The 22,724-nt window shown below is 32.9% G+C and carries 22 protein-coding genes and 1 pseudogene; 16 read left to right on the top strand and 7 right to left on the bottom strand.

Features of this window, described 5'->3' with window-relative positions; all coding sequences use genetic code 11:
• Positions 1 to 83 precede the first annotated feature (83 nt).
• Together groL and LUU93_RS13575 are read left to right on the top strand one after the other, a co-directional pair.
• Positions 84 to 1,715, top strand: a complete 1,632-nt coding sequence (gene groL, locus LUU93_RS13580) for a chaperonin GroEL (RefSeq protein ID WP_232681680.1) — start codon at positions 84 to 86, stop codon at positions 1,713 to 1,715.
• Between the two features lie 303 nt (positions 1,716 to 2,018).
• A complete protein-coding gene (locus LUU93_RS13575; protein WP_232681678.1) occupies positions 2,019 to 3,221 on the top strand; it encodes an alkaline phosphatase family protein in 1,203 nt (400 codons plus the stop codon).
• 409 nt (positions 3,222 to 3,630) lie between these two features.
• Here LUU93_RS13575 and LUU93_RS13570 read toward each other — a convergent pair whose 3' ends face one another.
• The 5 genes from LUU93_RS13570 to LUU93_RS13550 form a co-directional block, all read right to left on the bottom strand.
• Positions 3,631 to 4,470 (bottom strand): oxidoreductase, encoded by an 840-nt coding sequence (locus LUU93_RS13570; RefSeq protein WP_232681677.1) that lies wholly within the window; start codon positions 4,468 to 4,470, stop codon positions 3,631 to 3,633.
• Positions 4,471 to 4,561: 91 nt separating this feature from the next.
• The gene (locus LUU93_RS13565; protein ID WP_232681676.1) at positions 4,562 to 5,470 is read right to left on the bottom strand and encodes a helix-turn-helix domain-containing protein; all 909 of its coding nucleotides are present in this window, start codon (positions 5,468 to 5,470) and stop codon (positions 4,562 to 4,564) included.
• 367 nt (positions 5,471 to 5,837) lie between these two features.
• Complete coding sequence (locus LUU93_RS13560; RefSeq protein ID WP_232681675.1) at positions 5,838 to 7,367, bottom strand: SulP family inorganic anion transporter; 1,530 nt, start codon at positions 7,365 to 7,367, stop codon at positions 5,838 to 5,840.
• A gap of 238 nt (positions 7,368 to 7,605) precedes the next feature.
• Complete coding sequence (locus LUU93_RS13555; RefSeq protein WP_232681674.1) at positions 7,606 to 7,818, bottom strand: hypothetical protein; 213 nt, start codon at positions 7,816 to 7,818, stop codon at positions 7,606 to 7,608.
• Between the two features lie 30 nt (positions 7,819 to 7,848).
• The gene (locus LUU93_RS13550) at positions 7,849 to 8,838 is read right to left on the bottom strand and encodes a hypothetical protein (RefSeq protein ID WP_232681673.1); all 990 of its coding nucleotides are present in this window, start codon (positions 8,836 to 8,838) and stop codon (positions 7,849 to 7,851) included.
• A 421-nt stretch (positions 8,839 to 9,259) separates the two neighbouring features.
• On the opposite strand from LUU93_RS13550, the gene LUU93_RS13545 reads away from it, so the two are divergent.
• The 8 genes from LUU93_RS13545 to LUU93_RS13510 all read left to right on the top strand — a co-directional run bounded on the left by LUU93_RS13545 (position 9,260) and on the right by LUU93_RS13510 (position 16,328).
• Positions 9,260 to 10,021: a sensor histidine kinase gene (locus LUU93_RS13545; protein WP_232681672.1), complete on the top strand. Its 762-nt coding sequence runs from the start codon at positions 9,260 to 9,262 to the stop codon at positions 10,019 to 10,021.
• A complete protein-coding gene (locus LUU93_RS13540; RefSeq protein ID WP_232681671.1) occupies positions 9,994 to 10,704 on the top strand; it encodes a LytR/AlgR family response regulator transcription factor in 711 nt (236 codons plus the stop codon). Before LUU93_RS13545 ends, LUU93_RS13540 begins: the two co-directional genes overlap by 28 nt.
• Before the next feature lie 179 nt (positions 10,705 to 10,883).
• Positions 10,884 to 11,291, top strand: coding sequence for a hypothetical protein (locus LUU93_RS13535; RefSeq protein WP_232681669.1), 408 nt, complete (start codon positions 10,884 to 10,886; stop codon positions 11,289 to 11,291).
• A gap of 2 nt (positions 11,292 to 11,293) precedes the next feature.
• Positions 11,294 to 12,511, top strand: a complete 1,218-nt coding sequence (locus tag LUU93_RS13530) for a hypothetical protein (RefSeq protein ID WP_232681667.1) — start codon at positions 11,294 to 11,296, stop codon at positions 12,509 to 12,511.
• Positions 12,512 to 12,677: 166 nt separating this feature from the next.
• The gene (locus LUU93_RS13525; protein ID WP_232681666.1) at positions 12,678 to 13,274 is read left to right on the top strand and encodes a glycoside hydrolase family 19 protein; all 597 of its coding nucleotides are present in this window, start codon (positions 12,678 to 12,680) and stop codon (positions 13,272 to 13,274) included.
• 262 nt (positions 13,275 to 13,536) lie between these two features.
• Positions 13,537 to 14,433 carry a hypothetical protein gene (locus LUU93_RS13520; RefSeq protein ID WP_232681665.1) on the top strand — a complete coding sequence of 299 codons (897 nt, stop codon included), beginning with the start codon at positions 13,537 to 13,539 and terminating at the stop codon, positions 14,431 to 14,433.
• Between the two features lie 519 nt (positions 14,434 to 14,952).
• Positions 14,953 to 15,507: an REP-associated tyrosine transposase gene (locus LUU93_RS13515; protein WP_232681664.1), complete on the top strand. Its 555-nt coding sequence runs from the start codon at positions 14,953 to 14,955 to the stop codon at positions 15,505 to 15,507.
• Between the two features lie 353 nt (positions 15,508 to 15,860).
• Complete coding sequence (locus tag LUU93_RS13510; RefSeq protein WP_232681663.1) at positions 15,861 to 16,328, top strand: hypothetical protein; 468 nt, start codon at positions 15,861 to 15,863, stop codon at positions 16,326 to 16,328.
• A 213-nt stretch (positions 16,329 to 16,541) separates the two neighbouring features.
• Here LUU93_RS13510 and LUU93_RS13505 read toward each other — a convergent pair whose 3' ends face one another.
• Entirely contained in the window at positions 16,542 to 16,940 is a 399-nt protein-coding gene (locus tag LUU93_RS13505) for a hypothetical protein (RefSeq protein WP_232681662.1), read from the bottom strand.
• Positions 16,941 to 17,033: 93 nt separating this feature from the next.
• Between LUU93_RS13505 and LUU93_RS13500 the strand changes: the two genes are divergently transcribed.
• From LUU93_RS13500 to LUU93_RS21835, 5 genes and pseudogenes are all read left to right on the top strand, one after another.
• Positions 17,034 to 17,264, top strand: a complete 231-nt coding sequence (locus LUU93_RS13500; protein ID WP_232681661.1) for a hypothetical protein — start codon at positions 17,034 to 17,036, stop codon at positions 17,262 to 17,264.
• 384 nt (positions 17,265 to 17,648) lie between these two features.
• Positions 17,649 to 18,881, top strand: a complete 1,233-nt coding sequence (locus tag LUU93_RS13495) for a TMEM143 family protein (RefSeq protein WP_232681660.1) — start codon at positions 17,649 to 17,651, stop codon at positions 18,879 to 18,881.
• 201 nt (positions 18,882 to 19,082) lie between these two features.
• A complete protein-coding gene (locus tag LUU93_RS13490; protein WP_232681659.1) occupies positions 19,083 to 19,547 on the top strand; it encodes an Mpo1 family 2-hydroxy fatty acid dioxygenase in 465 nt (154 codons plus the stop codon).
• 70 nt (positions 19,548 to 19,617) lie between these two features.
• Positions 19,618 to 20,364, top strand: coding sequence for a hypothetical protein (locus LUU93_RS13485; protein ID WP_232681658.1), 747 nt, complete (start codon positions 19,618 to 19,620; stop codon positions 20,362 to 20,364).
• 152 nt (positions 20,365 to 20,516) lie between these two features.
• Positions 20,517 to 20,876, top strand: a pseudogene (locus LUU93_RS21835) (MBL fold metallo-hydrolase); the annotation flags it as partial.
• Here LUU93_RS21835 and LUU93_RS13480 read toward each other — a convergent pair.
• Positions 20,866 to 21,660 carry a zinc-dependent peptidase gene (locus tag LUU93_RS13480; RefSeq protein ID WP_232681657.1) on the bottom strand — a complete coding sequence of 265 codons (795 nt, stop codon included), beginning with the start codon at positions 21,658 to 21,660 and terminating at the stop codon, positions 20,866 to 20,868. The pseudogene LUU93_RS21835 and the gene LUU93_RS13480 overlap by 11 nt on opposite strands.
• A 405-nt stretch (positions 21,661 to 22,065) precedes the next feature.
• Here LUU93_RS13480 and LUU93_RS13475 point away from each other — a divergent pair, with 405 nt between their 5' ends.
• Positions 22,066 to 22,695 (top strand): hypothetical protein, encoded by a 630-nt coding sequence (locus LUU93_RS13475; protein ID WP_232681656.1) that lies wholly within the window; start codon positions 22,066 to 22,068, stop codon positions 22,693 to 22,695.
• Positions 22,696 to 22,724: the final 29 nt, after the last annotated feature.

Raw genomic sequence — 22,724 nt, 5'->3', positions numbered from 1 at the left:
AGCTTAAAGCAATTAAAAAAATATTAACCCCGCAGTAGAAAGGCTTAAAGCCTAAAGCCTACTGCCTAAAGCAAAAATAAAAAATGGCAAAAGATATAAAATTTGATATTGAAGCACGTGACGGATTAAAACGTGGTGTTGATGCATTAGCAAATGCTGTAAAAGTAACGCTTGGACCAAAAGGTCGTAATGTAATTATTGGAAAATCATTTGGTGGACCAACGGTTACTAAAGATGGTGTTTCGGTTGCAAAAGAAATCGAATTAAAAGACCCATTAGAAAATATGGGCGCTCAAATGGTTAAAGAAGTTGCTTCTAAAACCAATGATTTAGCGGGTGACGGAACTACAACTGCTACAGTTTTAGCTCAGGCAATCGTAAAAGAAGGTCTTAAAAACGTTGCTGCCGGTGCAAATCCAATGGATTTGAAACGCGGAATCGATAAAGCAGTTGAAGCTATCGTTGCTGACTTAGCAAAACAAGCTAAAGTTGTTGGAAGTGATTCTGACAAAATCAAACAAATTGCTTCTATCTCTGCAAATAACGACGAAGTTATTGGTGAATTGATTGCTGCGGCTTTCGCTAAAGTTGGAAAAGAAGGAGTTATTACTGTTGAAGAAGCTAAAGGAACTGATACTTTTGTTGACGTTGTTGAAGGAATGCAGTTTGACAGAGGATATCTTTCTCCATACTTTGTAACAAACCCAGAGAAAATGGAAGTTGAATTAGACTCTCCATACATTTTATTATACGACAAAAAAGTATCTTCTTTAAAAGAATTATTACCGGTTTTAGAGCCAGTAGCACAATCCGGAAAACCATTATTGATTATTGCTGAAGATGTTGACGGAGAAGCTCTTTCAACTCTTGTAGTGAACAAATTAAGAGGTGCTCTTAAAATTGCTGCTGTAAAAGCTCCTGGTTTTGGAGACAGAAGAAAAGCAATGTTAGAAGATATCGCAATCTTAACTGGTGGAACTGTAATTTCTGAAGAAAGAGGATATACTCTTGAAAATACAACTATCGAAATGTTAGGAAACGCAAAAAGAGTTTCTATCGATAAAGACAATACAACTATCGTAAGCGGTGCTGGTGAAGCAGATATCATCAAAAACAGAGTAAACCAAATTAAAGGTCAGATGGAAACTACAACATCTGATTATGATAAAGAAAAATTACAAGAACGTTTGGCTAAATTAGCTGGCGGTGTTGCTGTTCTTTATGTTGGTGCAGCTTCTGAAGTTGAAATGAAAGAGAAAAAAGACAGAGTTGATGATGCATTACACGCAACTCGTGCTGCTGTTGAAGAAGGAATTGTTGCTGGTGGCGGCGTTGCTTTATTAAGAGCAAAAGCTGTTTTAGCTAAACTTAACGCTGATAATGCTGACGAAGCAACTGGAATCCAGATTGTTTCTCGTGCAGTTGAATCTCCATTAAGAACAATTGTAGAAAATGCTGGTCTTGAAGGTTCTGTAGTTGTAGCAAAAGTAGGTGAAGGTTCAGGTGATTTTGGATACAACGCTAAAACTGACGAATATGTAGATATGCTTAAAGCTGGAATTATCGATCCTAAAAAAGTAACTCGTGTGGCTCTTGAAAATGCTGCATCTGTTTCTGGAATGATCTTAACTACAGAATGTGCATTAATTGATATTAAAGAAGAAAGTGCCGGAGGCGGAATGCCAATGGGCGGCGGTATGCCAGGAATGATGTAATCGTTCTTTTCTTAAAACTTAAACGCCAGATATTCATCTGGCGTTTTTTTTGCCACAGATTTCACTGATTAAAAGGATTTTCTTTTGCCACGAATTATTTATGTAAAAAAAGTTTGCCACAGATTAAAAAGATTCTCACGGATTATAATCTTTTTTAATCCTTTTAATCTGTGGCTAAAAAAAATAATTCGTGGAAATTCGTGTAATTCGTGGCAAACTTTTTTTATTTTATGATTGTTTAACATTCTGTTTTTGCTGATAAAAGCGGTTATTGATAACTTTACAACTCAATAATTCTGAATAATGAAAAAGTATTTAACTGCTCTCCTGTCTTTAATCTTTCTTTCACTTTCTTTTATTTTACAAGCCCAATCTAATAAAGACACTTATGTAGTTTTAGTTTCTATGGATGGATTTCGCTGGGATTATCAAAAACAATTTAATCTTCAAAATTTAAAGCAGATTGCAAAAGAAGGCGTTCATGCAAAATCAATGAAACCTTCTTATCCAAGTAAAACTTTCCCCAATCATTATTCTATTGTAACGGGACTTTATCCGGATCATCACGGAATTATTAATAATGTTTTTTATGATGCATCACTAAATGAATCGTTTTCATTATCATCCAAAGCAAAAAATGATTCTCGCTTTTATGGCGGAAATCCTATTTGGAATGTGGCTGAGCAGCAAGGTGTAAAAGCGGCATCATTCTTCTGGCCAGGTTCTGATATTGACAAAAGAAATCCTAGTTATTTTAAAAATTACGATAATAAAATTCCGTATGGAGCAAGAATCGATACCGTTTTAAAATGGTTACAGCTTCCAGAGAAACAACGTCCGCATTTAGTGACTTTATATTTTGATGAACCAGATCATACGGGACATAATTTTGGTCCGCTTTCTCCTGAAAACAAAAAAATGGTCATTAAAATGGATTCTATTATGGGTGAATTGTCTAAAAAATTAGATCAATTAACCATCGGAAAACAAATCAATTTAATTATTGTTTCAGATCACGGAATGGCTGATATCAGCAATGATAAAAAAGTTGCTGTTCTGGATTATTTAAAACCGGAATGGCTGGGTTACAAAGACGTAATTAATCCAATTATGAGTCTTCAGGCAAAACCAGGTTTTCAGGATTCAATCGCAAAAACTTTAAAAAAAGTACCGCATATCAAATTTTGGAAATCAACAGAAGTTCCGAAGAGATTACATTATGGAACAAATCCGCGTGTTCATGATTTCGTTATTGAAGCAGATAAAGGATGGAGTTTAGTTGGTAAAGAAAGTACTCACATAAATGGCGGTACACATGGATATGACAATGACGAGAAAGATATGCATGCCATTTTTTATGCAAAAGGACCAGCTTTTAAAGTAGACAAAATAGTTCCAACATTTCAAAACGTTTCAGTTTATCCGCTAATTGCCCATATTTTAGGATTGCAGATTGATCAGGTTGATGGGAAGTTGAGTGATGTAAAATCGATGTTGGTCAATTAGATAATGTGTCAATTTGAAAATTAGATAATTTTTGAATTGATTTATACGTCCCTATTTTCTGTAGAGACGCACAGCAGTGCGTCTAACGCAACGTAACCCCAATATTTGATATACGAGACGTAGACGCACTGCTGTGCGTCTCTACGGAAAATTGGAATCTATTTTCCAATCATTAAAAAATGAATTGCCTCCAGTTTTAACTGGAGGTTTATTTTATGAAATACACAAAAGGCTTTAGCCGAACTTTTAAAGTTTTGGCTAAAGCCTTTTGGTTTTGTTTTATTTATCCCCCAGCTAAAGCTGGAGGCAATTAAAATTAGATATCACTATATAACAACAATCTAACCTCAGAATTAACTAATTCAAAAATTATCTAATTTTCAAATTGGCACATTCTCTCATTGTCAAATTAGAACCCCGTTGAAACAGAAACGGATTTCCATTGTTCCAATTCACCCTGAACACTTGCTATTTTTTGATTTGCCATATTGTATGCATCCTCTCCTAAAAACAAATGTAACGGTGGATTTTGATCTTGACTTGCTTTAATTAAAGCTTCTGCTAATTTTACAGGATCTCCAGGCTGATTTCCGTTGATATCATCTTTGTGAGCACTTTCAGATTCTCTTACGTTTTTGTATTCCGCAATTGGATTTTCTGGCAATAATAAAGAACTATCTTTTAAGAAATCTGTTCTAAAATACCCCGGATAAACGATAGTCGCGTGAACTCCAAAAGGCTTAATTTCTGCAGATAACGATTCTGTTAAACCAGCAACGGCGAATTTTGTAGAACAGTAAATTCCCCAGCCCGGAAATTCTCCATAATAGCCCCCGACAGAAGAAATATTAAAAATGTGTCCTGATCTCGCAGCACGCATATACGGCATTGTATTTCTGATTACATTTAATAATCCGAAAACATTTACTTCGTAATTTTTTCTTGATTCTGCATCCGTCAATTCTTCTAATGTTCCTAGTAAACCATAACCTGCATTGTTTACTAAAACATCAATTGTTTTAAAATGACTTACAGCTAATTCAATTGCATTTTTAACGCTTTTCTCACTAACTAAATCCATTTCCAGAGGAAGAAAATTTTCTGATGGATTTCCTAATACTTTTACTAAAGCTTCCTGACTTCTTGATGTTGCAGCAACTTTGAAACCTTCTGCCAATAATTTTTTAGCTAATTCTAATCCAAGTCCTTTTGAAGCACCTGTGATAAACCAAACTTTGTTATGTCCCATGATTTTAAATTTTTACGTTTTAATTACAGGACAAAGTTACTGGTGAAGTGCTTCTGGAAAATTAAAGTAATCAAGCAAGAAGTTACGAAAATCAAACAATTTCGGTCAAACGATAGTTTTTGGGCGAAACCTGAACATTTTTTTTGAAGAAATTGATAAAATGAGACAATTCTTCGAAGCCTAAACACCATGCAATTTCATTAATATTCCAATTGGTTTGTTTGAGCAAAATCATCGCTTCCTGAACAATTCTTTCAGAAATAATCTGCGAAGTTGTTTTTCCTGTGGTTTCTTTTAATGCTTTATTCAAATGATTCACATGTACATTTAATTGGTTTGCATATTCTGAAGGCGAGCGAAAATTAACTTGCTGCGTAATCGATTCAATCGGAAACTGACGTTCTAGTAATTCCAGAAACAAGGAAGAAATTCTTATTGTGGCGTTTGATTTACTATATAATGAAGTAGTTACCGTTTGGGTTTTGAGTGCAAGATGAATAATTTCGAAAACCAGATTTCGGAGTACATCATATTTAAATGCGTAATCAGAATTAATTTCATCAAACATTCTTAAATAAACCGTTTTTAAAGATTCGGCCAATTCCATAGAAATCGGAACAATCGGATTTCCGCCCGGTTGAAACAATGGATATTCTTTTAAATTACCATATTGACTAAAAAAAGCATCGGTAAAAATGCAGAAAAATCCTGTTTGGTTTTCATCAACCTGCTCCCAATTATACGGAATCTGTGGATTGGCAAAAAACAAAGCCTGATCTTCAATTACCGAGATTTTATCAGCATAATGCACCTTGTTTTTCCCGATGATCAAACTGATTTTATAAAAGTCTTTCCGAGTGTATGGAAATGGTTTACAGATGCTTCCAACAAAATCATCCAATTTAAAAACATTAAAATGTCCGATTTCTTTTTTAAGATTCTCGGGCATTCCGTTTACTTTTATCGTGTAAAAATCTTCTAAGGTTTCTGTTAATTTCATTTTACAAAGTTACAAAAATCAAACAAAATTAGATAATTTGATAATTAGAGAATTGAAGTAATGATTTAACGCAATACATATCTGTAGAGACGCACAGCAGTGCGTCTAGGTCTCGTATGTCAAATATTGTGGTTACGTTGCGTGAGACGCACTGCTGTGCGCCTCTACAGAAAATTGGAATGGATAAATTGCTATAATTACAAAAAAATCAACACAACGCATATCCGTAGAGACGCACAGCAGTGCGTCTACATCACGTATATCAAAAATTGTGGTTACATTGCGTGAGACGCACTGCTGTGTGCCTCTACAGAAAATTGGGACGAATAAATTAATTCAACAATCAATAATTAACAATTCACCATTATTAAGACACTACTTTGTACGTAGGATCTTCAATTACATTGACATTAATAACGGCGTCGGCATTTTTAAGTAATTGTCTGCAGTCCGGGCTTAAATGCTGTAATTCTATGGTTTTATTTTCCTGATTGTATTTTTTGGTCAGATTGTTTAATGCTTCTATTGCCGACATGTCAGAAACACGGCTTTCTTTAAAATCAATAATTACATGATTTGGGTCGTTTCGCACATCAAACTTTTCTAAAAAAGCAGTTATGGAACCAAAGAATAACGGCCCGTAAATTTCATAATGTTTTACTCCATTTTCATCAAAAAAATGTCTGGCACGGATTCTTTTGGCACTTTCCCAGGCAAAAACTAAGGCCGAAATGATCACGCCAATTAAAACCGCCAAAGCCAGATTATGCAATACAATTGTAATTAAGGCAACCAGAATTCCGACGAAAATATCATGTTTTGGCATTTTGTTGATAATCCTGAAACTTGCCCATTCAAAAGTAGTAATCGCTACCATCATCATAACGCCGACTAAAGCCGCCATTGGTAATTTTCCAATTACAGGCGCACCAAAAAGTATAATAATTAAAATTGTCAAAGCGGCAATAATGCCTGAAAGTCTTGCTCTTGAACCTGCGCCCAGATTTACTAAAGTCTGCGCAATCATTGGGCAGCCTCCCATTCCGTAGAAAAAACCATTTAAAATATTTGAGCTTCCCTGTGCAATACATTCTCGATTGCTGTTGCCTCTGGTTCCGGTAATTTCGTCGACTAAATTCAGCGTAAGCAAACCTTCGGTCAAACCAACCGCCGCAACAATTACAGAATAGGGAAAGATTATTTTTAAAGTTTCAAAAGAAATTGGAATATTCGGAATATGAAATGGAGGAAATCCGCCTTGAACCGATGCAATATCTTCGACTGTTTTAGTTTCAATATTAAATACAATTACCAAAGCAAAAACAATCATTATAGCAACCAACGATGCCGGAACTGTTTTTGTTATTTTAGGAAAAACCAAAACAATGGCAACCGTAAGCGCAACCAAACCCAGCATAATATACAAAGGTGTTCCCTGAAGCCAGGAAACCTGACCGTTTACAATGGTTTTAAACTGCTCTAACTGCGACATAAAAATCACGACTGCCAAACCGTTTACGAAACCAAACATTACGGGCTGCGGTACTAACCGAATAAATTTTCCGAGTTTGAAAAGTCCGATACAAATTTGTACGACACCGCCAAGCGCGACGGCTGCAAACACGTATTCTATTCCGTGCGATTTCATTAAGGCAATCAAAACGATTACCGTTGCTCCTGCTCCACCAGAAATCATTCCGGGTCTTCCGCCAAAAACTGCGGTAACTAATCCGGCAATAAAAGCGGCATATAATCCAACCAAAGGTGGAAAACCAGCCAAAATAGCAAAAGACAAAGATTCCGGAATCATCGTCATGGCGACAGTAAATCCGGCTAAAATTTCATTTTTATAATTGACCTTTTGGGTAAAATCAAAGAGTTGGAAAGCTTTTTTCATAAGGCACAAATGTAGAAAATAATGCCCAAAAACAGAATTAACTGTCTCATGTTGAAAAAGTATTAACAGTAAACCAAACAGTTATTCTAACAAAACTGTTTTAAAAGAAAAACGAAAACCGAAAGTATGAAACTTATCATCTTATTTGTTTAATTTTTAGAAATAAATTATTACACAAAACTATTTATAAACTGATATATTCAGCTGCGTATTTCTACCTGTTTTATTTAATAAAATGTTAATCTAAACGGATACAGGTGTAACCAAGACAGTTTACATAATCTATTATATTATCACACTGAAGTTCAACTCCTTCAACGCGTAATATTTTGTCACAGTCTTCGAGATCAAAATTGATTTTATAATCCGGGAACTGAGCCTGGATAACGGCAATGATATAATTTTTATCTGATTCTTTACAGACGTTTGTTTTAAAAATTTCAACAACCATAACTTTTTATTTAACTTTTAAACTGCTGAATTAATTTCGTTGAAAAAGATTATAAGAGATTCCAATTTTAAAATATCCCTGCGGGTCTTCCTTCTGATCGTACACATATCGATTCGTACGTTCTCCTTTTTCGGTAATACGGGTACTTAAAACATTATTGATACCACCTTTTACAAATCCAATTATTTTGGGTGTAAAACAGTATTCGTAGGTAATTCCGGATTTTAACTCTAACTGATTGAGTTCATAAATGCCTTTTAAATTTGAGGTATTTAAATTTAAGTAAAAACTTTCAGTATTCAGTTCAGTTCCCAGCGAAATTCTTCCATTTTCTAATAATTCCCTTCTAAACAAAAGGCGCTGCGGCAAAATAAAATCCATATCACATTTAGAATTTTTAAATTTATGATTCAGTGTAAAAAGCGGTGTTACCGGCACAATTGACGACGGATCCAGCAAAACCAGGGCTCCGGCCGTAATTGTTGTATTCTGCGCTCGCTTAAGCACAATAGCAGCCGAAACAAAACCTTTTATACGCTGAAAATCATCTTTATTTCCATCAACAATTGCTGTTGCGTTATATATAACAGGCTTTTTAAAAAGCGACGACATATAAGTGGCACTCAAAGCCCCAGCCCAATAATGAAATTCCTGACGCTCTTTCGTATAAGTTTCAGTGCTATTATAGTTATAAATATTGCCAAATTCATAACTTTCAAATTTATAACGAAGCGAAGTCGTCAATACAAACCTTTTAGATTTTGAAGCATAAAAAGGCATATTAAAGGCCGCTTTAAATCGATTATGGCTTTCAATTCGGCCTCTTTCAAAATTATTCCCCATTAAATCCGAATCATAATTTGACGGTCCTAACTGCTCATACTGCACATCAAAAGTTCTTGTCGTTGGAAATTTATCTACCAGTGCTTTACCAAGGGTTTTCATCCCCGGTTCTTTTTCCTGCGCCGCAGCCTGCAAAGATGTAAATACAATTAAAACTGAAATGATTCGTGATTTCATAAACTTTGGATTATATAAACTTTTGTTTTGGATAATAATTGAAATTCGGGTTCAAAAGTAATGGAGCGATTCCTATTATAATAGGATATTTATACCAGTGGCGTATCATTTATACGAATGGCGTTTGTATAATTTATCGGCCGCAAATAGCTATAAACTATAATATTAGACTAATTTTGCCGTTATGACGATTCTTAAAATTTATCAGAACTTTTTCCTTAGAAACCTCATCGTACACAGCTTTATATTTGTGGTAATTTTTGCCTGTGTATATGACGAAGTACGATTAGACGGCCACGATTTGTATTATATGCTCAGTAAAATATCTGTTGGATATTTTCCCTGCATTATATGGATTACCATTTTTAACCTGTGTATCATTAAGTGTTTTCTATTTAAAAAAAAGATAAAAACTTTCTTTATGCTTTTTGCCATTTACTGGACAGCTTTTTATTTTTTTATGAATTGGTTTTTTCCTCTGGTAGGTTTAGGAAACTTTAAAACCCTCCAGATATTATCGCTGATTATAAACGGAATGTTTTTTTATTTTATCCATGTAGTTATTACTAAAAAAATTATGGATACTGATAAGGATATTATGAATTTCAAGTCTGAACTTTCATTTTTAAAACAACAGCTGAACCCTCATTTTTTATTGAATGCCATGAATAATCTTTACGGAGAAGCGCTAACAGAACCAGATAAAGTTCCGGACAGAATCCTAAATCTTTCAGATATGCTGCGTTACCAAATCGAAGCCACTAAAAAAGATTATGTTTTAGTTGAAGAAGAAATTGCTTTCGTTAAAAAATACATTGAATATTATTCTTTTAGGAATGATCGTTTAAACATTACGCAGAATTTTGAAGGTGCTTTTGACGAAATCGAGATTCCGCCTTTGTTCTTTTTGCCTTTGGTAGAAAATGCAGTTAAATTTTCTGCCGAAACTTCAATGCCTTTTATTTCATTAGATTTAAAAGTAAAATCACGAAATTTGACTTTTACCATAAAAAACAATTATCTCGAATCCGGATCACGGCTTTCGGGTACAAGAATTGGAATTGAAAATTTAAAAAGACGTTTGGAAGTTCATGGTTTAAAGCATGATTTAAGCTGTGAAAAAGAGAAAAATATGTTTGTTGTAAAATTAAGTATATGGCACTTACCTACCGTTGTCTTATAATCGACGATGAATCGCCGGCGCATAAGGCGCTTGCCTCACATATTTCAAAGTTTGACGAACTGGAACATTCCGGCAGTGCTTTTAGCGGTATGGAAGCATTAAAACTGCTTAATGCCAACCAATATGATATTATTTTTCTGGACATTAATATGCCTGTAATTTCTGGTGTCGAATTAATGGAACTCCAGCCCAACCGACCGCTCACGATTGTTACCACTGCTTATTCTGATTTTGCGCTTTCGGCTTACCAAAACGATGCTATCGATTATTTACTAAAACCTATTTCGCCTGAAAAATTCACCAAAGCGATTGAAAAAGCTAAAACTTATTTTTCCGGTAACAGCCTGAAAAAAGAAAATAACACCAGAACAAAAGTACTCACTTACCGCTTAAACGGACAGACAATCGATATGCCGCTCTGTGATATTATTTATATCGAAAGCCTTGGCAACTACATGAAACTTTACTCCGCAAAACTTAATTTGCCGCATATTGTTTATGGTTCGCTCTCAAGCATCGCTTCAGAAATTGACAGCTCAAATTTTGTGCAGGTGCATCGCTCTTATATTGTAAACGTAAACAAAATCTCCTCAGTTACGTTTAAAAACCTCACTATGTCTAATGGCGAAATTATTCCCGTTGGAAGGAAATACCAGATTTTACTAGATAGTTTTCTGAAGTAGTTTTATTGAACAAAGCTTACAAGAACCTCAAATTAAATTAGTTGAGACTTATTTTTGTAATAAAATACCGTGTAAATACGTACCAGATGTTTTTGAAAATGTGGTAATTTAGCTTAAACAAAAACAGAAAGATTATTCCTCGTAAATCGAAAATTAAGTTCCATTAAAAAGTATTAACTATGAAATCTGAAATTTACCAAGTAGAAAATAATGACAATCCAATCTTTATTACAGTTACAGTATCAACAGCTGGAATTGCTGAAACTGAAGTAACCAAATATTTAACTGATGGAAGTTATATTATCATTGCAAATTCTCCAAATGCTACTGGTATTATCCCCAGAACATTATTAGGTACAGCTAAGGACTTAGTTGGAAAATCTATCGAAATTGATACTGACATTTATTTGGACCATATTCCAAAAGATGACTGGCCTGCCTGTTACAAAAATTTACAAATTAAATATTATCTGGAAGGAGGAAAAAAAGAACAGCAGCAGCCTTTTCTCTGTCTTCCGGCAGACAAACATAAAAGTGCATCTGGAAAAACGATTGGAGCTGAGAAATTTATTGACATAACTCTTTAAGCATGAAAAATTGTATTCAATTAATTGTTTTTATTTTCTTTATCACATCAAATGTAAGTGCTCAGAAAGAAATTAGTATTGAAGACTTAAAGACGCCTAATTCTCCTGGTTTTCAAATTCTTGATATAGCGCCAACTTCTATTGAGCGCCCGGTCAACCCAAAAGCTTTGGCAGTAAGCCTGCTTAGTTTAACCAGCAGCGGAACGGTTATACCAAAGAATTTCGCAATGGAAATTTCACCTTATTGGTACACAAAATCAGACAACGCAAGTGTTTATCAATATCTTAGTATTAATACCGAAAACAAAGAAACTTCTGATTTTAGCGGAATCCTGAGAAAAATGAGCATTTCGATGGCTTCTGTATTTAGTGATTCAACTTCCGGAAGTTTAATTAAGAACACTAATTATATTTCATTTGGTGTCCGCACTAACTTATTCACATATCGAACAGCAGCACAAAACGAAAAATTACAGCAATCCCTAAAAAATATTACCGAAAAAATAAAAGAGATCAAAAGCAACAATGTCGAAAAGAAAAAACTATTAGGGCTGCGTACTAGATACAGAAATGATTTAAATAATGAACCAGACCAGGACAAAAAGGCTGTAATTATATCTAAAATCGATTCAATACAAACCCAAATTGACAACCTGATTGAGGCTTCACCCGAAGAAATGGAAAAAAAACTGGACGCAGACGAGGATGTTCAAAAAAACATGAAATCACTAAAAGAACTTCCTTTATTCCAGCTGGATGGTGCCTTTGCATATTCAGAAGCTATTCCTGGAAATAAATATGAAAACAACCGGTTCAACAGAAGCGGTTTCTGGTTCAATGCTTCATTAAATGCTTTTAGCATAGATAAAGAAAAATTAGAGGACAACCTTTCAATATTAGGAACTTTAAGGTTTATAAGAGATAACGCCCTTGTCGAAAACACCCTCGATGAGTTTAAAAAGAACAAAGCTTTTGATTATGGATTCAAAGCAGAATATACCGTTAAAGATTTTTCGATTTCAATCGAATATTTAAAAAGGGAATATTCAGGAAACAGTGCATTGAATAGTGAAAGAACAGTTGGTGTTCTGGAATACAAACTAAACGATAATCTCTATTTTACAGGTACCTACGGTAAAAATTTCGGGCAGGAAAACAATCTTTTTACCCTATTTGGGATAAACTACGGTTTTGGGAAATCTTCATTAAAAACGGAATAATAAAAAAACACGGGAAAACAAACCAACATAAACGCCTGTTTACGACCTCATATAAAAGTATAGTTTTTGCTGTTAATCAGCTTCGGTTTATCATCCCTGGTTTAGAATTTATAAATGCTGCTAAAAATGTCAGCCAGAAGTATAAATTAATTAATAACTAACGATCATGATAAACAAAAAATTTTTCTTCGACCAGGTAAAGCTCCGTCTTTTTGGCGGCAGCATGAACACAAAACAAGTAAATGGATTAAATACCATTTTAGAGGAATGGGAGGCTAACTATGCCAAAAATGACGATCGCTGGCTGGCTTACATGCTGGCCACTGCACATCATGAAACGGGACGCACCATGCAGCCTATTGAAGAATGGGGAAAAGGGAAAGACCGCCCATATGGAACCAGATTAAAAATGGCAAAAGGTAAAAACGGAAAAAGAATCCCATATACGGATACTACAGAAATATTTTATGGACGTGGTTTTGTACAGCTTACCTGGTATGAAAATTATGATAAAGCCGGAAAAAAACTAGGACAGGATTTTTTACACAATGCTGCTGGTGTTATGAAACCCTCCAATGCTACCAAAATTATGTTTTTGGGAATGACAGAAGGCTGGTTTACCGGAGCAAAACTTTCTACTTTTTTCAACCCAACAACTGAAGACTGGAAAAATGCGCGAAAAATAATTAATGGTACTGACAAATGGGATTTAATAAAAGATCATGCCTTAAAATATTACTCTGCAATTAGCCATACGGTTTAAAAATCTTACGGTGTCTAATGGGAAAATTATTCCTGTTGAAAGGGAATATTAGATTTTATTAGATAGTTTTTTGAAATAATCTTTTTTGTTTAACAGATTTTACAAAACACTCAACTTAAATTAGTTGAGTGTTTTTTTGTTTTTTTTTAGTAATAAAATACCGTATAAATACGCGGTGTTGTTTTTTCAAATTGTGGTAATCTTGTTTAAACAAATGTTAAAAAATCTAATTAACCCATAAACTATCAAAAAACTACTAATTATGAAAACAACTTTACGCTTTTTATTAATTTCGTTCTTTACTTTAACATCTTCTCTAATATGGTCGCAAGCCATTCCTGAAATTACATCGCTAACAGAAACAAAAGTTATTGGACAAGGAACTCCAAATGCAATACTGCATATTAAGCCCGCAAATGCAACTGCAGTAATTGATATTACTATTCCTGACGATGGAATAATAAATTCACCTTTAAAAGGAGTTGCCGCTGGAGTTGATGCTATAATTTGGGAATCTCTCGCAGGAAAAGAATCAACTAAAATTGTAGAACCAATACTATCGGATTCTGAAATGGTAACATTATTAAGTAATCCTAAATATGTTGGAAATACGGCACGAAAGAACTTTAATACCTCTCAAAGATTAATTGCAGAAGATTTATTAATGAAAAGTACCGTTGCCACCTATAAAAGAACAATTGTTAATACTAACTTCACTATACCCGTAGCACGTTTTGATATAACTAAACCAGAATATGACTCAAGTGGAAATTTAATAAGTGATACTAAAGGCAGTATTTCTCTTTTTTCATCTTTTGGTTTTGGAATTGGAATTTGTGGTGGACGTTCCGAAGTTACGAGAGATAGTAACGGAATAATTATCGACGACTCTTTCTCAAATACATTAGGTGTTTATTTAGGTGTTTTGTATCAAGCAACTACAGGAGAAAATCAAAAAAACGTATTTGCTCCAACATTATCTTTATCAGTACTAGATATACAAGTAGGAATTGGTTATGATTATGGAAAAGTGCCACAAAATCAAGAACGAACATTCATAACTGTATCATATGGAATTCCGTTGTTCAAGCTCTTTAAGACAAATCATAGAGTTTGGTTAGACACTCAAAAAGAGCCAATAAGTGTCAAAAAAATCTAATATTTAAGAACGTAGCGAAACAACTATTATAGGCCTGTGCAAATTTGCAGGTATTTTGTACAGGCTATATTTCTCTAAAAAGTTCCTGACTAAACTTTAATATAATTATTTCAATACTAAGTCTACGGGTATTAAGTAAACTTTTAAATTAAATCCGGTAAAAACATTAGGAGTTTAGTTTGTACTTACCGATATAATTACCTGAAAATAAAATTAATAAGTTACGGATTTTCATAAAATAAAAAATTAAATAAATAAGAAATTTGCTTTGATAAATAAATAAGATAGGACGTATTTGCATTAGATCCTCAAACTTGAAAACCTTGTAAAGTAAATTTCTTTGCGGGCACGGATTGAAAATCCGCGCTATCGCTGCGTATATCTGCCGAATGAGATCAGGTTTTGATCTACAGACAAAGATAGCGCGGATTTGCAATCCGTGCCCGCAACAATAATACACAAAGTAAAAAAGCTATAAAGTAAAAATTTGTAGCTTTTTTACTGTTTTTGAATCAAAAAATGTCTACTAAATATAAAGCCACAACTCCTGAAAATGCTTATTTTATAACCATAACAACCGTAGGATGGGTTGATATTTTTACACGATTAAATCAAAATTATGTAATCATCAATGCATTGCAATATTGCCAGCAAAGCAAAAATCTGGAAATATATGCTTATTGTATAATGTCAAGTCACATTCATATGCTTTGCAGGGCAGTTAATGGTTCTGTTTTATCTGATATTATCCGTGACTTTAAAAAATTCACTTCAAAGAAAATTATCCAAACTATAATTGAAGAACCTGAAAGCCGGAGAGAATGGCTTTTAAAACATTTTGAAAATGCCTGCGAACATCTTAAAAGAGCACAAAAATATAAGGTTTGGCAAGATGGTTATCATGCAGAAGTTGTAGAAAGTAATTGGTTTGTTAAACAAAAAGTAAATTACATTCATAATAATCCTGTCAATTCAAAAATTGTTACACTGCCTGAGGATTATTTTTTTAGTTCAGCCAGAAATTACGCAGGACTAAGTAATGATTTAGACGTAATTGTTTTAGACTTGTTTTGATTCTCTTTGCGGGCACGGATTACAAATCCGCGCTATCTTCGTTTTTTTCGGAAAACGAGCAAATATTTTTTGATAAAAATAACCTGCCTTCTTCCGAAGGAAATGATCTGATTTAGGAAAATGAAAACTTTCAAATTGAAAATTCCATAATTGAAATTATTGCTTTTGATAGTACATACTCTATAATAAAATTTAAAGACAAAAACCTGTCTGATAAATTTAAAAACTATTTTCGGGAAGCAATCGAGTCAGAAAAATTTTCTTCTTTTAAAAAAAAATCACATTGAAAATAGTTTTCTTACATAAATAATTACCTTAGCGACCTAAGAAATGTTAATATAATTTGTTAGAAAATGTCCATTTTTAATTTCCTGTTTAAAAAATCAAATTTAGAATGTCCCAGATGTCTTGGGAAAGGCTTTGTTGATTGGGATGATATTAGACGTTTAAACAAACAATTAAAATGGGTTCCGGCTCCCTGTGCCTATTGCAATGGTTCTGGAAAAACTACCGAAGAAATGCTTTCAAAAGTTCCCGTCGATATAACTTACCTTACTATTGATTTACCTGAATCTGAAATTGAAAAAATAAAAAATGGCGATGAAGAAACCCTGGAAAAAGGAAGACAGAAAGAACTTTTTTTAGAAAATCTTATAAAATATGCCCAGGATCATTACCTGAACAACAATATGGATGCCAAAACTATTGCAGATTTATACCTTCGTACCGAAAATGAAAATGCCTTATTTTCGATAGAAAGAGAAAACTTAATACAATATATTCAGGAAATAATTGAATTAAAAAAATCCGAACTCAATTAAAACCTTTGAACCTCAAGAAAAACTAAAAACAGGTATAAATACGCATTGCCAGAATTTTAATAAGTAGTAAAATTGCTGTGAATAATTTTTTCTTTTAGAATATAGTCTTCCGCAAGGAAACTTGTTAAATTTTGTCAATTTTTTTGGAACAAAAAAGTGAGATTTCATATCGCTGGTAACGATTAGAAATCTCACTTTTTATTTTATCAGTACTTAAATACTATTGCTGTTTTGTTTGTAAATCGCAATTTGCTCATCTAAATGCTGAATAATCTTTTTCAGGCTTTCAATCGTTTCCTTTCGGGCTTCAGCAAGGTCTTTATAATTAACAGCCTGCTCAGTAATTTTTTCTGTCTTTTTATAAATCTCACCGGTATCACGCAGGATATCCAGTTTAATCATATCCCCTTCTCCCGTTAAAAGCCATTCAATATCAATATCGGTATATTTTTTTAAGATATTTTCTAATTTATCTACACCTATTGTTTTATTATGTTTTAACTGGCTTGCAAAAGAACCGTTAGACATACCCACCACTTTTTCAAAGGCACCCACTCTAATACCTTTGTAATCTAAATACTGTTTGATTCTATTTATAGTATTCTCTGCCATAATGCGTCGTTTTTTTATAGAAATAATCTAATTTATACTCATTCTTAAGAAATATCTTACTATATTTGTCTTACTTTTAATACAAATTAAGCAATGAACAAAAATATAAAATCTAAGCCAAGTTACAATCAAGATGTGTTAAAGATTATCAAAGAAAAACACGGTTATTCTTACGATTACATTCGCAAATCAATTCGAGGCGATCGTGCAGGCATTATCTGCGATCTAATAAAGGAAGAATATAAGAAGCTTGACAATGAATATAAGATCGTGAGAGAGAATCAGGCTGCCAGATTAAAAAAAGAAAAAGGCCAGAATAAATAAAAATATATAATACGATTAGAATATTTGGATCAAAATTACCAAAAAGAGCGGTCCTGCTCTTTTCTCCGGGAGCAGGCAAAAGACTGAAATAGAAGAATCTCAACTCTCTATATCTAAGTTTATGCAATGGGCCGCCAAACATCTATTCATACAATAGATACAATATTAGTTGTGCAGCTGATCCGGGCATAATCTAATGTATTTCCCCTAAGAAACTAAGCCGTAAAGAAATATCTTTGCGGTTTTTGTTTTTATCAAAATAAGCAAACCTGCAAAGCATTTTAATTTTATAGATCTTTTAGCAATAATCAACCGCTGAATTATTTACAACCTTTGTACCTTTGCGCTTCCACGCCAAAAAACAAATTAAAGTCCAGGATCGATATGACTCGAGAACATTATATTCCGTTTAATAAAGAATTCTTACTCGAACAGCAAATTGCAGCTTTCGCCGATGACAAACAAAAGGTTGATGATTTTAAAAAATTATTCGATATTATCGAACATTATTATCACTATGAATCTTTTAACCTTAATCGAAACTTAAAACATAACTACGCGCTCTATGATCCGGATTTGAGCGAAAAAGAACGCGAAGGATTTATTGGCAAGAGCAATTTTTCTGTTTTTAAAGAAACACTGCTTACTGTTTTAGAACGCGGTAATTATTACAGAATCGATCAGGAAACCTTAAAAGAAGCCTTTACAGAATCTGATTTAATAGGTTTAAATCTCGCAATTGATTTTCACGCTTTTAAGGATTACGAATTGTATGTTCGCGGCCATCATAAAGCAAAAGAAACCGTTAAAAAATATTATTTCTGGAAGAAAGAAGTTGAAATCGAATATTATGACCGTGTTCTTATTTACCTCAATTACAGCGATGCCGATTATTTGACCAAAAAGAAAGTCAAATTAGGAAAAATGCCAATTGATCCGGGTTCTATAGCTTTAAAAATCTTTAAGCGCGTTCCTAAAAACGATCTTGAAACAATTTTTCCAAACGCAGTTCCAAAAATGTCTTTAAAAGACAAACTGCTGCTTTGGGTTCCGGGAGTTTTTGGAGGTATTTCATTATTAAGTGCCAAAGTAATACCGGCCTTAATAAAAATGTACAATGCTTATCAAACCGGCGAAGCTATCGATTTATTAAACAGTAAAACCTCCTTAAATCAAGGTTTAATTGCTTTAGGAATTTTATCTGCCTACTGCTTTCGTCAATACAATAATTTCATAAACAAGAAAATCAGATATTCTAAAATGCTTTCAGACAGTTTGTATTTTAAAAATGTCGGAAACAACAGCGGTGCCTTTTATTCCCTTTTAAATTCATCTGAAGAAGAAGCATTAAAAGAAACTATTTTAGCTTATACCTTTTTAAATAAAAGCCAAAATCCGTTAACTGCCCAAGAACTGGATTTTCAAATTGAATCCTGGTTTGCCTCTCAGTTAAATACCGAATTAGATTTTGATGTAAATGATGCTTTACTAAAACTAAAAAACACCGGCTTAGGAATAGAAACCAACGGAAAATGGAAAGTCATTCCTTTAAACGAAGCACTCGTTACAATTGATAAATTGTGGGATAACGTTTTTGAGTATAATATAACCGAATAATATAACCGAATAATATAAATGAATAAATTAAAACCTTTTTCAATTTAAACATAAAATATAAATTCATTTGGATTGCTCTTGGCTTATTTCCTCTATTATTTTGGTTACTAATTACAATTTTTATTGTTGGTTTTAAGATGTAATAAAAGCTTCGATTTTTTTTACTAGATTTACGTTAACTAACCTTAAAACCACAAAAAAATGAGAACATTAGATCAATGGTTTGCAGAATATGCCGTAAGTCATCAAAACCCAAAAAACAAAGCAATACATTATATATGTGTTCCGGCAATTTACTTTTCTATTGTTGGTTTATTAATGAGTATTCCGAGCGGTATTATTGCAGATACTTTAAAACTAAATGCACCAATTATTGAAAATTGGGCCTTTGTGGTTTTACTTTTTGTTCTTGTTTTTTACATTAGGCTTTCTATTTCAATGGCTGTAAAAATTGCAATTTTTTCAGGAATCTGTTTAGTTGTCAATTATTATATCGGGCAGATTTTTCCGTTGTGGATATTCTCTATCGGTGTCTTTGTAATCGCCTGGATCGGGCAGTTCTACGGTCATAATATCGAAGGTAAAAAACCTTCATTCTTAAAAGATCTTCAGTTTTTATTAATTGGCCCGGCCTGGGTTGTAGAGAATTTGTTTTCGAGAAAATAAGCATTCTCTGAGTATAAACCCATTACAAAATTGATTTATTTTTATTGTTCAGAACTTTAGCCCCAGGTTTATGAAAATAGATACCAAAGAAATAAAGATTGAAAATTATGATATTTTTACATACCGAAGAATCAGGCGGGCTATTGGTTATTTAGGATTTTTACTGCCTGTATTTTTGGTTGGTTTTTCTTTAATTCCCTTTTTTCAAACCAAAATACAGCCTTCAGTCAGTCATTACTACTACACAAATTTGAGGGAAATTTTTACCGGAACTCTATGTGCCGTAGGCTTATTTTTGATTCGGTACAAAGGCCAGGGAAATAAATCGATTTTAAAAAACGATAATTTACTAACTAATATTGCCGGAATTATGGCAATTGGCGTTGCGCTGGTTCCCACAAATCCCGAAAACATTTCACAAAAAATCTATACCATTATTCCATTTACCGAAAAATGGCTCGGCTGGCTGCATTATGGTTTCGCGGCGTTGCTTTTTTTGATATTAGCTTTACTGGCTATTAATGTTTTTACGATTACAAAGGAAAAAGAAACAGAAACGCCCAAAAGCATTTTAAACGAAAATAATATTTACAGAACCTGTGGTTATATTATTTTGATTTCTATTGTTTTGGTTCCCGTTTCAGAGAGTTTAAAACTATTTATGCATTCTACATTGGTTTTTGAAGCGCTAGCTCTTTTTGCGTTTGGAACCGCTTGGCTTATAAAAGGACGTGCATTAGGAGATCATGGTAAAATTGGGCAAAAATTATATCAGGAAAACAATCCTGTTGATACTGAAAAAGTATTCGAAGAATAATGGTGCATTAAGAGTAAATTCTGCAGGTATATTTTTTAGATATTCAACAACTTAACTGTTATCAGTTCTAAAATTTTTATATCATGTAACTTACTCATTACAGACATTCTTGTTTTTCTGTTTATGCAAATAAGTAACATCTTCTCTTCGACTCTTTTATTACTCCAAACGAATTAGCAAAACATATCAATGTCGACGAAATAAAGGCTGATTATATTTTTATTTCGCACACACATTACGATCATATTATTGATGTTGAAAGAATTACAAAAAACACCAGAGCGAAAGTTCTTGGAAATTTTGAGATTTACAGCTGGTTCTTAAAAAATGGAATCGAAAATGCACATCCGATTAATCCGGGCGGAAAATTCAGCTTTGATTTTGGAACTGTAAAATGTGTGATCGCACAGTATCCCAGTAGTTTTATAGACGGAAGTTGTGGCAAAATTGCAGCTGGTTTTGTACTCACAACTGCTGACGGAAATTTCTATTGTTCTAAGCCTATTCTTTAAAATTAATCATGGCTTTTACATGTTCATACAACTCTGGAAACTCTTTTTTAAAGATTTCCGGAGTTTCAAAAAAATGTTCCAGAATCACTGCAAGAAATTCAAATTTATTGGTGTAGGCATAATCTCTAAAATAATGTTTTTCTTTAAGACGATTAGTTAAAACATCTTCATCAAAATACTTTTCAATTTCAGTAAATTCATCATAGAAAATAACCGCTCCCGGATCTGAACTTTTTCTGGAATAAAAATGCAGCACATGCCCAAATTCATGAAGCCCGAGATTGATATTGTCTTTTGTTTGATGTCCGGTTAAAAAATCTTCCCACGAAAAAACCACTGCTTTCATCCTTGGGTTATATTCTCCTTTATGATATTCCTGACTAATTATCGAATAATATGCTGACGGATAAACAATAATATTTTCAAATAATTCGAGCAGATAATTCCGCATTCCAAAAGTCAGCATTATGTAAGTTCCGGCAATGATCAATTTCATTTCCTGAGTAACTTCAATATCTTTTCCGATGAAATTATAGTGTTTAATAAAACTCTTTACGCGATGTTCAAAATAGCTTTTCTTTTTATCAGACAGGTTTAAATAATATGAAAATTCTCTGCGCAGGATATCTTTATCCTGGGGATCTAATTTTTTTAAAACCGGATACCAGAATAAGAATAATGGTTTATTAAATATTAGTAAATAAGCCGGCTCAATAATCCTGAATATAATTATTAAAATAAATAAACCACCAAATAAGACTGCAATAAGGAGAAGAAAAAGCATAGTTTTAATTTCAATTTTGAAACAGAAAACTTTGTTGGTCTCTGTTTGGCTAAAATAAAAATTAAAAATTGAGATTTCGTGTTTTTTTTATTTTCTAAAAAACAGTCAGTCAAGTTAATTACACTCTCTGACTAAATGCTGACTAAACTTTTTGAGAGTTAAAATAGTACCATAAAAAATTCTTAACCCTGAGAATTAATAAGTGAATATCAGTTTCTGCTTCTTGAAATAATGACTTAATTATTTAAGCAAACATTTCTTATATTGGTCTGGTAAAATACCAGTTTTTAAAATTAAGTAAACCATTAAATAGTCTGAATGAATTCTCTAGTCGTACATTTTTAAATTCAATAATCATTCCCCTTAAATATACCCCAAATTTACATAACCTATAAACGATTTAAAATGAACCAAAAAAAATCTTCAATTGACCCGCTAATAAAAGGTGTTTTTTTACTTAGAAACCTAGGATTCTTATTTGTATTACTTATACTATTTGCAATTTGCTGTAATAATACATACAACAGAATTTATGGAGACAGCCATTATAAAAACAAAATAGAAAATTTATTAAAAAATGGAAAAACTGTACTTGCAGAACTCGACAATGATTATGTCACAACACAAATTAAAAGTGGTAATTCTTATAAATTCACATATGAATTTAAATACAGCTTTAAAATAAATGATAAAGTTTATAATAATGTATTCACAACCGAAGAATTCATACCACAAGACCCCAAAAGACTAGTTAAATACCTAACAGTACACTATTTACCCGAAGATCCAGACGTTAATCAAATTGATGCCGAAGCAGAATATGAGTATGCAAAAGAGAAAGTCGATGAACATGGCATTGGAATGCTGCTTTTAAATATTTTTGGTTTATTTATAACCTTTATTTTAATTTTATATGTTATAATTATTATCAGGGATAAAATTAAAAACATAGATCAGCCTATTGAAAACACGCACCAAAAAGCTCAATTTTATAATGAAGTTAGTCAAAAGACAGACTATTCAAACTTAAGATAATTAATTTTATTAAAGACAAAAATCGAAAA

The sequence above is a fragment of the Flavobacterium soyae genome, assembly GCF_021245985.1.
Lineage (GTDB): Bacteria > Bacteroidota > Bacteroidia > Flavobacteriales > Flavobacteriaceae > Flavobacterium > Flavobacterium soyae.
The sequence above is the reverse complement of the archived record's forward strand: the minus strand, read 5'-3'. Positions and strand labels throughout refer to the sequence as shown.